We start from the raw sequence: 11963 nt of genomic DNA, 5'->3' as shown, positions 1-11963 counted from the left end.
CGGTCCGCACCGCAGAAGAAGGAAGAAAAAGATGAGCGGCCTGAAATTGCTCGCGCTGGATACTGAAGATCTCTCCGTCATCTCGACGCATATGCAGGACAGTGTCTTCAAGCTGAAGGATGTTGCCTTCGAGCCGAAGCACGGCCAGTTCACGCTTTCCGCCAACCGTTTCGTCTGGGAAAGCACTGACAAAAAGAACCTGCCGCCGGAACGCTGCCGAAGCGTCGTTTTCCTGAAACGCGTCTCGGCCGTCCGCTCGCACGGCATCAACCGCGCCGACAGGGAACAGGTGCTGTCGCTTCTTGCCATCCGCTTCGTGCAGAACGGCGAAGGACCAGATGGAGCCGTGGAATTGACGCTTTCGGGCGGCGGCGCCATCGCGCTCGATGTCGAATGCATCGAAGCGCAATTGACCGATGTGAGCGGCGCATGGGAAACGGCTGCCAAACCGCATCATCCAGACAGCGAATAAGCACACCGCGCCATTGCAACGGTTGCCTTTCGTCACCGTTTCGATTTATGCCACATACCAGAGCCGCAATTTTTCTGCGGTAAGTTCGTGCACCTCGCGGGATCGCCCGCGGGGACAATGAAAGGGTAGTGGCGTGGCAATCTGGCTGGAGCAGGCGTCGGCGGATTTCGAACAGAAATTCGCGGCCTTCCTGACAACCAAGAGAGAAGTTTCCGAAGACGTCAACGCAACCGTTCGCGACATCATCAACGATGTCCGACATCGCGGCGATGCGGCCCTTGCCCATTATTCCCAGAAATTCGACGGTATCGATTTCACCAAGGTCTCGATGCGTGTCACGGCGGACGAGATCGATGCGGCCTTTGCCGCCGTCGACAAGAGCGTCATCGAGGCGCTTGAACTTGCTGCCCGGCGTATCGAAAAACACCATGCGCGGCAGATGCCGAAGGATGATATTTACGAGGACGATATCGGCGTGGGCCTCGGCTCGCGCTGGACCGCCATCGAAGCTGTGGGCCTTTATGTGCCCGGCGGCACGGCGAGCTATCCAAGCTCGGTGCTGATGAACGCCGTGCCTGCCAGGGTCGCCGGTGTGGAGCGCATCGTCATGGTCGTGCCGGCCAATGGCGGCGCGGTCAATCCGGCGGTGCTGGCTGCGGCGCGTATTGCGGGCGTCGAAGAAATCTATCGCATCGGCGGCGCACAGGCCGTCGCCGCACTTGCCTATGGCACGGAAACCATCGCACCGGTCGCCAAGATCGTCGGTCCCGGCAATGCCTATGTGGCGGCCGCAAAACGCCAGGTCTTCGGCACCGTCGGCATCGACATGATCGCCGGTCCCTCCGAAGTGCTTGTCATTGCCGACAGGGACAATGATCCCGACTGGCTTGCCGCCGATCTTCTGGCGCAGGCGGAGCATGATCGCGGCGCGCAATCCATCCTCATCACCGACAATGCCGAACTCGGCAAGGCCGTTGAAGCCGCTGTCGAGCGACAGTTGAAGCGCCTGTCACGCTCCGAGACGGCGGCGGCAAGCTGGGCCGATTTCGGCGCGGTCATTCTGGTCGAAAAGCTCACCGACGCCATTCCGCTCGCCAACCGCATCGCCGCCGAGCATCTGGAACTTGCCGTCGATGACCCGGATGCCCTGATGGCGCATATCCGCAATGCGGGCGCGATCTTCGTCGGACGCCATACGCCGGAAGTGATCGGCGATTATGTCGGCGGCTCCAACCACGTGCTTCCGACGGCCCGGTCGGCGCGCTTCTCCTCTGGCCTCTCGGTGCTGGATTTCGTCAAGCGCACCTCGATCCTGCGGCTTGGGCCGGAGCAGTTGCGACAGCTTGCACCCGCGGCCATCACCCTTGCCCGGTCCGAGGGACTGGACGCGCATGCGCGTTCCGTCTCCATTCGCCTCAATCCGGAAAGTTAAGCGATGGCTTCAGGCGATTTCCGGCTTTGCGACGTGGTACTGGACGACAGCATCGGCCGGTCCACGCCCGACGTTGAGCATGAACGCGCCGTCGCCATTTTCGACCTGATCGAAGAAAACAGCTTCGAACCTTTCGGCCATGATGGCGGCCCCTATCGGCTGCATATATCGCTGGTCGATGCCAAGCTGGTTTTTTCGATCCGCACCGAAGACGAGAAGGATGTCGCGACCCACATTCTGTCGCTGACGCCGTTCCGCCGCATCATCAAGGATTATTTCCTGATCTGCGAAAGCTATTACGAAGCGATCCGCTCCTCTACGCCGAGCCAGATCGAGGCGATCGACATGGGCCGGCGCGGCATTCACAATGATGGCTCGCAGACGCTGATGGACCGGCTTTCGGGCAAGATCAGGATAGATTTCGACACGGCGCGCCGCCTCTTCACCCTTGTCTGCGTGCTTTATTGGCGGGGTTAGAGATGATCGATCCTGCCGCAGCGCCAAACGAGGGACGAGCGCCCAAATCGGTCCTCTTCATGTGCGGCATGAACTCCATCCGTTCCCCCATGGCGGAGGTCATCGCCAAACGGCTGGTGGCGCCCGGCATCTACATCCAGTCCGCCGGCGTGCGAGCCGGCGAGCGCGATCCATTCGTGGATGCGGTGCTGGAAGAACAGGGTTTTTCGCTCGGCAAGCACAAACCGCGCACTCTGGACGAGATCGAGGATGATTTTTTCGATCTGATCATTACATTGACGCCGGAAGCCCATCACGCCGCACTGGAACTGACGCGCTCGAATTCGCTCGACGTGGTCTATTGGCCGACCATGGACCCGACGGTGATCACAGGCACGCGCGAGCAGATTCTTGACGCCTATCGCGAGGTGCGGGACCATCTGGCAAAGCTGATCTCGGAACGACTGCCGAGGCGGCAGCAGCCGGTGGCGGATACGCTTTCAAAAGACTGAAAACTGCCTCGGCCTGTTAAAATCAATCGCGATTTTCAAGCCGATGCTTTAGAGGTTCACAAATGTGCCGGGATTGTGTAGTTTCCGCGCAATTTTCCCGGACTCGATATGTCCGGCACTATCAACAGGAAGAAAACCCTTACATGACAAAAGAAGAAGTCCTTGAATTCCCGGGCATCGTAACCGAATTGCTGCCGAACGCAACATTCCGCGTGAAGCTTGAGAACGACCACGAAATCATCGCCCACACGGCGGGCCGCATGCGCAAGAACCGTATCCGCGTTCTGGCCGGCGACAAGGTGCTGGTCGAAATGACGCCTTACGACCTCACCAAGGGCCGCATCACCTATCGCTTCAAGTAATCCACCTTCCGCATCGGACGCCCGGGCAGCGCAATGACCAATTCAAAACAAAAGCTCGTTCTGGCATCCGGCTCGCCGCGGCGTCTGGAGCTGCTGCATCAGATCGGTATCGAACCGGCACGTCTGATGCCGATGGATATCGACGAGACGCCGGCCAAGCTCGAGCATCCGCGCACGCTCTGCCGCCGTCTGTCACTGCAGAAGGCGGAAGCCGCGCAGGCGGCGCTGAAGAACGAACAGGCGTGGAAAGACGCCTATGTTCTGGGATCCGATACGGTGGTCGCCGTCGGTCGCCGCATCGTCGGCAAGGCCGAATATACGGAAGAGGCCTCGGCGGCGCTGCATCTTCTCTCGGGACGCAGCCATTGGGTCTATACCGGCATCTGCCTCGTGACCCCCGGCGGCAAGATCCGCCAGAAGGTGGCGGAGACCAAGGTGCGCTTCAAGCGCCTCTCCACGCGGGAGATCGAGGCTTACATCGCGTCGGGCCAGTGGCGCGGCAAAGCGGGAGCCTATGGCATCCAGGGCATTGCCGGCGCCTTCGTGCAGAAACTGACCGGCTCCTATACCAATGTCGTCGGCCTGCCGCTTTATGAAACCATGTCGCTTCTTTCCGGAGAAGGATTTGAGGTGACTTCGGGCTGGCTCGAAGGATAGGCCATGGCAAAGTCCCCCACCGAAGGCACTGGAAACGTCACCCCGCTTCGCAAATCCCAGCCATGCCCGGAATGCGGGCGGCCCTCGACGCGCGAAGACTATCCTTTCTGTTCGGATCGCTGCCGCTCGCTCGATCTCGCCCGCTGGCTGAACGGCTCCTACGCCATTCCGGTTGCGGACGATGAGAGCAGCGCCGGCGGACAGGACGGCGCTAAAAATAACGCCGAATGAGACCGTGCACCGCCGGAAACCTCGGCGGTGAATTGCATAAGATTTTCAGAGCCACCGCTCACACCACATATTCACCGGGTTGCCGACAGCCCGAAAAACCATATCAGAACCGGCTGACGCCTTTTTCCGCCAGCCCCTTAAGGTCTTGCGATGGACGCAGGCTTGCAAAAGAGAGTGAGCCATGGCGCGCTGCTGTTTGCGGTGCTGGCCGTTTGCCTTGCCATAGGCGCGACGGTGCTGCTGGCCAATGACAAGAAGCACCTCAAAAGCCTGCTGGCCTATCTCAATCTGGCGCCCGCCATACAATCCGCCACGCCACCGAAGATGAAGCCCGTCAAGCGGCAGAAACTCGCCGTCCAAAAAGTCTCTCTGCCGCCGCATCTGCTGAAGTTCGAGCAAGTGGGCGACAGAGCATCTTTCGCCCGCGATTTCGTTGTTTCCGGCAAGGAGCTCTGCGACCGCTTTACCGCCGCAGGTTTCTCCAACCCGCGAGGCTGGCACGCGAGCCCGGTCAACATCCGCAATTTCGAATGCATGGCCGATCTTGCGGCAGGAAACGCATCGGACCCGGCCGAGCGGGCATCGCTCTTTCTTGAAATCAGGGGGGAAGCCTCGGGAGAAATTCGCTCCATCCGGATGAAGGCCGTTGCGCCCAAGACACCGGACGGCGCGGCCGTTCTGACGAAGCTCGATGAAGCGCTCGCCATGATTATCGGACAGACACGCTGGGCCGATCTGGCGGACATGCTTGAGCCGGCACGCCGGATGCAGCCCTATCAGGCACAACATTTCGGTATTTCGGTTTCCATAAAACCGGAACCGACGGCGCCGCATCGCCTGAACGTGATTTTGCTCGCAAACGAACAATCGCCGGGGTTGAAGCTGACACGCAGTTTCTTCGACCGGGATCGCTGGCTTAGCCCAGCCGCTCCACCGGATCGGCCGGCGCTCTATGCGTCCGTCAAGAAAGACCGTGTCCGGTGAGGCGTAGGCCGCTCAGCCTATTGCAGCCAGCTTGCGCCGCACCGGCGGAATCCTGTCGCTTTGCTGGGCCTGACGTTTGGCCTCCCACTGAAGCGCGGTGCGAACGATTGTCGCCAGATCGTTGAAGCGGGGACGCCAGCCCAGTTCCGACTGGATACGCGATGAATCCGCCACCATGGTCGCAATATCGCCAGGGCGGCGCGGACAATGGATGATCGGGAAATCGCGTTCCGATTCCCGCTGCACGGCCTGCAGGACGTCCAGAACCGAATAACCGACGCCATAACCGCAATTGAGCGTGCGGGTGCCGCCGCCGGCGCGCAGATGCGCCATGGCCAGCATATGGGCGTCGATCAGGTCGCTGACATGAATATAGTCGCGGACGCCGGTGCCATCGGCGGTCGGGTAGTCCGTTCCGTAAACTTCCACCCGGTCGCGGCGACCGGTTGCGGCTTCGCAGGCGACTTTGATGAGGTTTGCCACGCCCGTGGGCGAAGGCCCGGCGCGGCCCTGCGGGTCGGCTCCGGCGACGTTGAAATAACGCAGCGCCACATAGTTGAAATCATGCGCCTGCACGACATCGCGCAGCATGATTTCAGAGGCGAGTTTCGACAGGCCGTAGGGGTTTTCCGGGCTGAGGATCGCGGTTTCAGGAACCGGGCCATCAAAGGGCTGGTTTCCATAGACGGCGGCCGTCGAGGAGAAGATGAAATTGCGGATGCCATGGGCGACCGCCGCAGCGACGAGGGCGCGGGTCGTGCCCGTATTGTTTTCGTAATATTCGAGCGGCTGGCTGATCGATTCAGGAACGCTGACAGAGCCTGCGAAATGGAAAATGGTCTCGATCTGGTTTTCTTCGAAAATCTGGTCCAGCAGGGCGCGGTCCGCCGCATCGCCCAGATAAAAACGCGCCGCCGGCGCAACAGCCCAGCGCGACCCCGTCGAAAGCCGGTCGACGACAACGACCTCTTCCCCGGCATCGAGCAAAGCCCACACCATGTGGCTTCCTATATAACCGGCCCCACCCGTGACCAGAACAGCCATGACACTACTTCCCTGTTTGCTTTTCTTGAGCTCATCAAAGCCAATAATTCTTCATCATTGATTACTTGCACAGCGAATACGCAGCCAATCCACCACCCCATTAAAAAGGTGGCTTACGATTGGTTAGCGCAATGAAGTGCTTTTTATCTATTAGTGAAAATGTTCTCATAAATGGAACTAGGAGCGCATATCACAGAAAATGCCCCACGTCGATGGTTGCGCCGTGGGGTTGCAGTTTTAGGTCTTCGCTGTGATTTTGTTGTCGATTTCCCTACCGCAGCGCGATCCCGGCACGGCAGGGGAAACCATTGCACGGAAAGCCGACGCTTACCTGCCGAGGATATAGGATGCCAGCCGCTCGGCCGCGTCTTCTATCTGCCTGGGGTTGCGCAGGAAACAGGCCCGGAGAAACAGTTCCCCTCCCGGGCCAAAGGCCGTGCCGGGCGCAAGACCAACCCCGGTCTTGTCGACAATATCGAGCGCCGTCGCCCGGCTGTCCGTCACGCCGTCAATCTTGAGGAAGGCGTAAAGGGCGCCGTCCGGCTTCAGGGTTTCCACACGGTTCGTCGCGATGAGCGCATCGCAGAGAATATCGCGGGACGTCAAAGCGCGTTCGTAATTTTCGCGGACGAAACCATCGCCGTGATCGAGGGCGGCAACAGCGCCGCGCTGCATGAATTGCGCCACGCCTGAGGTGGAATATTGAATGAGATTCTCGATCACCTGACCGATGGCCGGCGGGGCGACAAGCCAGCCGACGCGCCAGCCGGTCATGGACCAGTTCTTCGAGAAGGAATTGGCGAAGACGATCTTGTCATCCGGCTCCATGACATCAAGGAAGGACGGCGCACGGCTGCCGGAATAATGATAAAGCGCATAAATCTCGTCGGCGACGATCCACAGATCGTGTTTGCGGGCGAGAGCCAGAACGTCGCGGAGATTGTCGAGCGTCGCCGTCCAACCGGTCGGGTTGGAGGGCGTATTGATGAAAAGCGCCTTCGTCTTGCCGGTGATCGCGCTTTCCAGCCTGTTGATATCGAGATCCCAGCGGCCGTCGCGGAAATCGATGCCGACCGGAACCGCCTTCGCACCCGCCACGCCGATGGCAGCCACGATATTCGGCCATGTCGGAGACAGATAGATCATTTCGTCGCCGGGCGAGGTCAGCGCCTGCACGGCAAGCACGATGGCCTGCATGCCGGAACCGGTCGCGTAAAAATGCTCCGGCGGCAGCGACGCTGCGAAATGACGTTGATAATAGCGGCTCAGCGCCTGGCGCAATTCGGGAATGCCGCGCTGCCAGGTATAGAAGGTTTCGCCGTTGTTCAGCCCATCGATGGCGGCCCGATTGATGAAGTCCGGGCTCGGCAGATCGCCTTCGCCGACCCACAGCGGCAGGAGATTGTCCCGCCCCCTCGCATAATTCACGACTTCAACGATGCCGCTCTCGGGAGCCGCCAGAGAGCGCGCACTCAGACTGTTCAAAATGGACATTAAAGACACTCCGTTTGGTGCCTTCTTATCGCATCGAACCAGCCATGTGCATGATATTCCGTGAGGCGATCATGGATTTTCTTTATGGGTCATCCCCGGCAGGAGATCGCCGGCCTCATGGGCCGGCACATCAGGCCGGGGACGATAGCGGCAATCAACGCGTCTTCAGCAGATCGCGGATTTCGGTGAGGAGCTTGACGTCTTCCGGCGGCGGTGCTGCTTCCGGCTTTTCCTCGACCTTCTTGCGCTCAACGGAATCACGAAGCTTGTTGACGCCCTTGACCATCAGGAAAATGATCCAGGCCAGGATAAGGAAGTTGATGAGAACCGTCAGAAAGTTGCCGTAGGCGAAGACGGCGCCCTGATCGCGGGCGGCGGCGAGCGACGTGGCGTTGACGCTGGAGCTCAGCGGCAGGAAGTAGTTCGAAAAATCGAACCCGCCGAAGATCGCGCCGACAATCGGCATGATGAGATCGTTGACGACGGAGTCGACGATCTTGCTGAAAGCCGCACCGATAATAACACCCACGGCCAGATCCATGACATTGCCGCGGGCAATGAAGGTTTTAAATTCGTTAAGCATTCAGATTGTCCCTCTCTCCTGCTTCGCGAGCTGAAGCTATGTGACTGTCCCTACGGGTCGAACCATATAGGGTCCGGGCGTCATTTGGAATCCGCGGGATTGCATTTATTAGCTTTTTTGCACGCTCACCTTGAACTTTATGCTCAGACCGCGCTCATTCTCAACGGCGTGGAATTCGCCTATGCTTGATATCAGGGAATTCTTGCATGGGGAGGATGCGTGCTTCCTGGGTGGATCATATTCGGTTCGGCCTTCGCTTATGTCCTGCTGCTGTTTGCGGTTGCAAGCTATGGGGACAGGAAGAGCCGCAAAAGAAACGCTCCGAACAAGGGGCGTCCGTTCGTCTATGCGCTCAGCCTGGCGATCTATTGCACCTCCTGGACCTATTTCGGCGGCGTGGGGCTCGCGGCAGACAGGGGGCTGGAATTCCTCGGCATCTATACCGGTCCGATCCTTGCCTTCACCATCGGCATGCCGATCATCCGCCGCATCGTCGAACTGGCGAAAACGGAAAAGCTGACGTCCGTTGCGGATTTCATTGCCGCCCGTTACGGCAAGAACTCCACCGTGGCGATGATCGTCGCCATCATCGCGCTCGTCGGCGCCATTCCCTATATCGCGCTGCAGCTGAAAGCCGTTTCCAGCTCGGTGGCGACGATGGTCGATCCCGGCGATTATGGCATTGGCAGCGGCAATCTTTATTTCCTCGATCTGCCGCTGGTCGTCACCATCGTCATGGCGGGGTTTGCCGTCATGTTCGGCACCCGGCACACCGATGCCACCGAACATCAGGACGGGCTCATTCTGGCGATCTCGATGGAATCGCTGGTCAAGCTGGTCGCGATGTGCACCGTCGGCTTTTACGTGCTCTTCGTGCTCTTCGACGGTCCCGTGCACCTATGGCAACTCGCCTCCGAGAACGAACAGGCCATGCGGGCCATATCCTATCACACGCCCGTCAGCCGCTGGATCGTGATGACGCTGCTTTCCTGCTTCGCCATCATCCTGCTGCCGCGCCAGTTCCACGTCACTGTGGTTGAAAACCGCACCCCGCAAGAGCTGCGCATGGCGGGGTTCCTGCTGCCGCTTTATCTCATCGCGATCAACATCTTCGTGCTGCCGATTGCGCTGGCCGGCATTCTGACGCTCGGCGCCAATGGCGATGCCGACCTCTACGTGCTGCAATTGCCGCTCAATCACCAAATGCCGGTCGTGTCGCTGATCACCTTCATCGGCGGATTTTCGGCGGCGACCGCGATGGTGATCGTCGCTTCGGTGGCGCTATCGATCATGATTTCCAACGATATCGTCATGCCGATCTTTCTGCGGCAGAAGCTGCTGAACCGTTCTCCGCACCGGGACGACTTCGCCAAGACGCTGCTCAACATCCGCAGGACGGCAATCTTTGCGGTGCTGCTTCTGGGCTATGGCTATTATCGCGCCGCCGACAGCGCCACGGGCCTCGCCTCCATCGGCCTTCTGGCATTCGCCGCCATCGCTCAGATGGCTCCTGCCTTGTTCGGCGGGCTGTTCTGGCGGCGCGCCAATGCGCGCGGCGCGATCGCCGGGCTGAGTTCCGGTTTTTTCGTCTGGGCCTATCTGCTGTTCCTGCCAAGCTTCGGTGGGCCTGATAATTCCGAGGTAGCGGCGAATATTCTCGGCTTCCTGTTTTCCGGCAGCACGGTGTTCAACGGACCTGAAGCCGACCCGTTCGTGAATGCGGTCATTCTCAGCCTGCTCGTCAACAGCCTTGCCTTCGTGCTCGGCTCGCTTTCGCGCAATCCGAGGCCGGTGGAGCGCATCCAGTCCGGCATCTTCGTCAAGCGCCACTCGAAATCGCAATTCGCCACGCGCGGCTGGAAAACCCGTGTCAGCGTCGGCGACCTCAAAAGCGCGGTCGCCCGTTATCTCGGCGAGGAGCGCATGCTGCGGTCACTCGCGACCTATGAAAAGACAGCGGGCAGGAAGCTCAATGACGATCAGCCGGCGGACATGGCGCTGATCCATTTCTCCGAACAGTTGCTGGGCAGCGCCATCGGCTCCTCCTCCGCCCGCCTGGTGCTTTCGATCATTCTTCAGAAGGCGGAAGATACCAGCGCGGACACGGCATGGCTGCTCGATCAGGCAAGCGAGGCCCTGCAATATAATCAGGACATGCTGCAGACCGCGCTCGCCCAGATGGATCAGGGCATTGCGGTTTTCGACAGTTCGCAGCAGCTCACCATCTGGAACCGGCGCTTCCGCACGCTGCTGGATTTGCCCGAGCAATTCGGGCAGGTCGGCGTACCGCTCACGGATATCGTTTCGATGCTGCAGGAACGCGGCGACATGCCTGACGGCGACACGAACGAGCTGATTACCAGCTTCCTGACAATGGACCTGCCCTTCTCGCTGGTGCTGGCGGGCGGCGAGCGCATCATCGAAGTGCGCTCCAACACCATGCCGGACAAGGGCATCGTCGCCACCTTCACCGATATCACCCAGCGTGTTGCGAGCGATCAGGCGCTGAAACAGGCAAACGAGACGCTGGAGCAGCGCGTGGCGGAGCGAACAGTGGAGCTTACCCGCGTCAACCGCGAACTGGCGGAAGCGAGGGCATCCGCCGACGAGGCGAATATCGGCAAGACGCGGTTTTTCGCCGCCGCCGGCCACGATATTCTCCAGCCGCTGAATGCCGCCCGCCTCTATTCTTCCTCGCTGGTCGAACGGCTTGGCGCATCGGGAGAAAGCGATCTCGTCCACAATATCGATTCGGCGCTGGAATCGGTCGAAACCATTCTCGGCGCGGTTCTCGATATTTCCCGTCTCGACACCGGCTCGATGAAGGCGCGCATGACATCCGTGCCGCTGAATGAGCTGCTGAAACGCATCGAAACCGATTTCGCGCCGATGGCGCAGGAGAAGAACCTCGACCTCGTGGTCATGCCGACCTCGCTCACGGTCCGCTCGGACCCCAATCTCCTGCGGCGTCTGATACAGAACCTGGTTTCCAACGCCATCAAATACACGCTGAAGGGCAAGGTGGTCGTCGGCGCGCGCCGCCGGGGCGGCGAAGTGGTCATTCAGGTGACGGATTCCGGTATCGGCATTCCTTCATCCAAGTTTCGCACCGTCTTCAAGGAATTCGCCCGGTTGGACGAGGGTGCGAGAACGGCGTCCGGCCTCGGGCTCGGTCTTTCTATCGTCGACCGGCTGTCGCGCATGCTGCACCATCCGGTCCAGCTGATTTCCACCCCCGGAAAAGGCACAACCTTCCGCATCCACCTGCCGCGCGAGGCGGATCGCCTCGTACCGACCAAAGCCGATGGCGGGACAATCAGTCCCGCGGCCAGCGACCGCCTTCAGGGCGTCCGGGTCCTGTGCATCGACAACGAGCCGAAAATCCTCGAGGGCATGACGCTGCTCTTGACGGGATGGGGCTGTGAGGTTTTACCCGCAGGTTCCGTGGCGACGCTTGAGGAGCCCTTCCTCACTTTGACCGAAGCTCCCGACGTCATCGTCGCCGATTACCATCTGGACGATGGCGACGGCATCAGCGCCATCCGTCTCATCAGGACATTTTACGGCAAGACGATCCCTGCCCTGCTGGTGACGGCGGACCGCAGCCCGGAAGTGCGCAGCGATGCCGAAAAATACGGGATTTCGGTTCAGCACAAACCGGTCAAACCGGCGGCGCTGCGGGCCTATATCAACCAGATATCCAGTACGGTGCGGGCAGCGGCCGAATAAAAACTCC

General features: G+C 60.1%; 12 protein-coding genes. 9 read left to right on the top strand and 3 right to left on the bottom strand.

The window, feature by feature from the left end:
- The first annotated feature begins 31 nt into the window (after positions 1-31).
- The 8 genes from ACQZ60_RS02310 (at position 32) to ACQZ60_RS02275 (ending at position 5106) form a co-directional block, all read left to right on the top strand.
- Complete coding sequence (locus ACQZ60_RS02310) at positions 32-472, top strand: DUF2948 family protein (RefSeq protein ID WP_004432481.1); 441 nt, start codon at positions 32-34, stop codon at positions 470-472.
- 133 nt (positions 473-605) lie between these two features.
- On the top strand, positions 606-1904 hold the full coding sequence (gene hisD / locus ACQZ60_RS02305; RefSeq protein ID WP_035262767.1) for a histidinol dehydrogenase: 1299 nt from the start codon (positions 606-608) through the stop codon (positions 1902-1904).
- Positions 1905-1907: 3 nt separating this feature from the next.
- Complete coding sequence (locus ACQZ60_RS02300; protein ID WP_004432477.1) at positions 1908-2381, top strand: UPF0262 family protein; 474 nt, start codon at positions 1908-1910, stop codon at positions 2379-2381.
- A gap of 2 nt (positions 2382-2383) precedes the next feature.
- Entirely contained in the window at positions 2384-2872 is a 489-nt protein-coding gene (locus ACQZ60_RS02295) for an arsenate-mycothiol transferase ArsC (RefSeq protein ID WP_004432476.1), read from the top strand.
- A 143-nt stretch (positions 2873-3015) separates the two neighbouring features.
- The gene (gene infA / locus ACQZ60_RS02290; protein WP_003503453.1) at positions 3016-3234 is read left to right on the top strand and encodes a translation initiation factor IF-1; all 219 of its coding nucleotides are present in this window, start codon (positions 3016-3018) and stop codon (positions 3232-3234) included.
- Between the two features lie 33 nt (positions 3235-3267).
- Positions 3268-3891: a Maf-like protein gene (locus ACQZ60_RS02285; RefSeq protein WP_020010410.1), complete on the top strand. Its 624-nt coding sequence runs from the start codon at positions 3268-3270 to the stop codon at positions 3889-3891.
- 3 nt (positions 3892-3894) lie between these two features.
- Positions 3895-4122 carry a DNA gyrase inhibitor YacG gene (gene yacG / locus ACQZ60_RS02280; RefSeq protein WP_448734689.1) on the top strand — a complete coding sequence of 76 codons (228 nt, stop codon included), beginning with the start codon at positions 3895-3897 and terminating at the stop codon, positions 4120-4122.
- 150 nt (positions 4123-4272) lie between these two features.
- Positions 4273-5106, top strand: coding sequence for a DUF6030 family protein (locus ACQZ60_RS02275; protein ID WP_035262775.1), 834 nt, complete (start codon positions 4273-4275; stop codon positions 5104-5106).
- Between the two features lie 12 nt (positions 5107-5118).
- Here the strand turns inward: ACQZ60_RS02275 and galE are convergent, their stop codons facing one another.
- The 3 genes from galE to mscL all read right to left on the bottom strand — a co-directional run bounded on the left by galE (position 5119) and on the right by mscL (position 8227).
- Complete coding sequence (gene galE / locus ACQZ60_RS02270; protein WP_035262779.1) at positions 5119-6150, bottom strand: UDP-glucose 4-epimerase GalE; 1032 nt, start codon at positions 6148-6150, stop codon at positions 5119-5121.
- A gap of 327 nt (positions 6151-6477) precedes the next feature.
- Positions 6478-7644: a pyridoxal phosphate-dependent aminotransferase gene (locus tag ACQZ60_RS02265; RefSeq protein WP_448734688.1), complete on the bottom strand. Its 1167-nt coding sequence runs from the start codon at positions 7642-7644 to the stop codon at positions 6478-6480.
- 154 nt (positions 7645-7798) lie between these two features.
- A complete protein-coding gene (gene mscL / locus ACQZ60_RS02260; RefSeq protein WP_003522754.1) occupies positions 7799-8227 on the bottom strand; it encodes a large conductance mechanosensitive channel protein MscL in 429 nt (142 codons plus the stop codon).
- A 219-nt stretch (positions 8228-8446) separates the two neighbouring features.
- Here mscL and ACQZ60_RS02255 point away from each other — a divergent pair, with 219 nt between their 5' ends.
- The gene (locus ACQZ60_RS02255; RefSeq protein WP_448734687.1) at positions 8447-11956 is read left to right on the top strand and encodes a PAS domain-containing hybrid sensor histidine kinase/response regulator; all 3510 of its coding nucleotides are present in this window, start codon (positions 8447-8449) and stop codon (positions 11954-11956) included.
- Positions 11957-11963 lie beyond the last annotated feature (7 nt).

This window comes from Agrobacterium sp. 22-223-1, assembly GCF_053522385.1.
This window is presented reverse-complemented; position numbering and strand designations above follow the sequence as displayed.

Coding starts and splice junctions, on each gene's coding strand:
- ACQZ60_RS02310 (WP_004432481.1), top strand. CDS start 32: ATGAGCGGCCTGAAATTGCTCGCGCTGGATACTGAAGATCTCTCCGTC.
- ACQZ60_RS02300 (WP_004432477.1), top strand. CDS start 1,908: ATGGCTTCAGGCGATTTCCGGCTTTGCGACGTGGTACTGGACGACAGC.
- ACQZ60_RS02295 (WP_004432476.1), top strand. CDS start 2,384: ATGATCGATCCTGCCGCAGCGCCAAACGAGGGACGAGCGCCCAAATCG.
- infA (WP_003503453.1), top strand. CDS start 3,016: ATGACAAAAGAAGAAGTCCTTGAATTCCCGGGCATCGTAACCGAATTG.
- ACQZ60_RS02285 (WP_020010410.1), top strand. CDS start 3,268: ATGACCAATTCAAAACAAAAGCTCGTTCTGGCATCCGGCTCGCCGCGG.
- yacG (WP_448734689.1), top strand. CDS start 3,895: ATGGCAAAGTCCCCCACCGAAGGCACTGGAAACGTCACCCCGCTTCGC.
- ACQZ60_RS02275 (WP_035262775.1), top strand. CDS start 4,273: ATGGACGCAGGCTTGCAAAAGAGAGTGAGCCATGGCGCGCTGCTGTTT.
- galE (WP_035262779.1), bottom strand. CDS start 6,150: ATGGCTGTTCTGGTCACGGGTGGGGCCGGTTATATAGGAAGCCACATG.
- ACQZ60_RS02265 (WP_448734688.1), bottom strand. CDS start 7,644: ATGTCCATTTTGAACAGTCTGAGTGCGCGCTCTCTGGCGGCTCCCGAG.
- mscL (WP_003522754.1), bottom strand. CDS start 8,227: ATGCTTAACGAATTTAAAACCTTCATTGCCCGCGGCAATGTCATGGAT.